Annotated in this window: 1 protein-coding gene; it reads left to right on the plus strand. The window is 53.9% G+C overall.

Translation table 11 applies throughout. The features are described from left to right. Positions 1 to 306 precede the first annotated feature (306 nt). Entirely contained in the window at positions 307 to 1,755 is a 1,449-nt protein-coding gene (locus tag HMPREF2547_RS07960; RefSeq protein ID WP_049189566.1) for a nucleobase:cation symporter-2 family protein, read from the plus strand. The last annotated feature ends 488 nt before the right edge of the window (positions 1,756 to 2,243 follow it).

A 2,243-nucleotide genomic window follows, 5' to 3' on the forward strand; every position in this document is an offset into this window, starting at 1 on the left:
ACAAGCAATCACATCGCCCTGTCGCGCTGACCCCGGATACATTACACACACTTCACACATAAAGCGAACCCCCAGGTCACAATGACTTTCTTGGGTACTTTCGAGCTAATAGAAGACCATAACCCTAGAGTTTCACTTAAAGCTGTTCGGCAATGCGTTCGTTCACCGGCTTCTTACGCACACTCACGAGTTATCTCAGCAAAGTGACAAGTCTCGAGGCCTTCGTCGTAAAGCGAGATGGAGCGAAACCACCCCAATAGAAAGCTCCAGTGAGGAAAAGCTGGGCTAGGGAACTAAAGTCGAACTGTGACTACATCAACGAAGACCGATGCCCGGCCGGTCCATCCGGTCGATGAGTATCCGGGCCATGTGAAATTGCTTGTACTCGGCTTTCAACATGTGCTCGCCGCGTATGCAGGCGCGGTGGCAGTCCCGCTTTTCGTGGGCTGGGCACTTGTGGATGCCGGGCGTATGTCCCCATCCGATATTCCGCACCTAATTGCCGCGGACCTGTTTGTTGCCGGCATCGCCACCATCGTGCAGTCGGTGGGTATTTGGCGATTTGGTGTGCGGTTACCACTGATTCAGGGCTGTACCTTCTCTGCCGCCATTCCGATGGTCACTATCGGATCGCAATACGGCGTGCCCGCAATCTACGGTTCGGTGATTGCATCGGGCATTTTCATGATGCTCTTTGCACCGCTTTTTGCATCGCTTCTACGTCTATTTCCGCCGTTGGTCACTGGCACGGTGCTATTGATTATCGGTACGACGCTTATGCCAGTCGCAGCTGACTGGGTTGGTGGCGGTGCTGAAGTCAAGGACACTCCTGATTTCGGCACGCCCCAAAACTTGGCAGTAGCTGTGTTTGTGTTGGTCTTGATTCTCAGTATTGAGCGTTGGGCACCGGAATGGCTCGCCCGAATCGCCGTTCTAGTGGGCATGATTTCTGGGTTGCTGCTGTGCATTCCATTGGGAATGGTGGATTGGTCTGGGACTAAGGACTCACCAATCTTTGGGCTGACACATCCGTTCTACTTCGGCATGCCTGAGTTTGTCTTCTCGGCTGTATTTGCCATGTGCATTGTCTCGCTTGTGACTATGGTCGAGGCGACTGGAGATGTGCTTGCAATCGGTGAGATTACCGAGACCGAGATTGATAATCGCCGTATTGCCGACACACTGCGTGCCGACGGTGCTGCGACCGTGATCGGCGGTATTTTCAATACCTTCGAATACACGGCGTTTGCCCAGAACATCGGCGTCCTGTCCATCACGGGCGTGCGATCCCGATGGGTTACCGCAGCTGCAGGCGGAATGCTGCTGATTCTGGGACTGATTCCAAAGACGGCCGCTCTCGTTGCTGCTATCCCGGCTCCAGTTTTGGGAGGTGCCGGTATCGCCTTGTTCGGCATGGTCGCAGCATCCGGCGTCCGCACCCTATCCAAGGTTAAGTTCACTGAATCCAACGTGATCGTGGTTGGTATTCCGTTGGCACTGGCATTGCTTCCGGCTGTATCGCCCGAACTATTCTCCGGACTGCCGGCATGGGCACAAACGTTTATGGCCTCAGGAATCTGCGTAGGTTCCGTCGCAGCTATTATCTTGAACCTTTTGTTCAACACCGCCGACCGTGCACCGCACGCAGTTACTCCGAGCGCTCACGACACCTTCCGCGGAGGTATCAACTCTGAAGATAAGGACCACGACGGCTACGGCGACGTCCCGCCCGCTAAGCCAAGCAGTAATAACTAACTTCGGTACTTTGATTAGCGTGGCTGGATAGCTCAATCCCAGACCGCGCTGGCGTAATTAAATACAACACATTCCCGTATGGGCGCAGGCAATACCTCGCCCATACGGGATTTCCTTTTGGCGCGACCTTGGATGGCGCCGCGTTGTCTCGTAGGTAGGGCCTTAAGAATCAGGACGAATTCCAAATAAGCGTATGGATCCCTATTTGGACAGCTTGGCAGTAAAGCCCCATTGAAGCGCGGTATCTGCATGTCGGGATGAGTGGCTGTGGTAAACACAGAAGTGCAATAACTGAATCGGACATGCCAACAAGCTCAGTGCCAGAATTCGAGGAGCCTCCGACCGGTGTACTGCGCATCGGACCCTTCTAAGTACCCGCAATTAAGCCAAATCGGTAGCTACCCCGAGATATAAGCCACGACATTTGTCGATTAAATGTTGTTTACTCGTGGGCACAAAAGTGGGCCGCAGCACCCAACCCCACACAA

This window comes from Corynebacterium sp. HMSC055G02 (assembly GCF_001809065.1).
Classification (GTDB): Bacteria; Actinomycetota; Actinomycetes; order Mycobacteriales; family Mycobacteriaceae; genus Corynebacterium; species Corynebacterium jeikeium_D.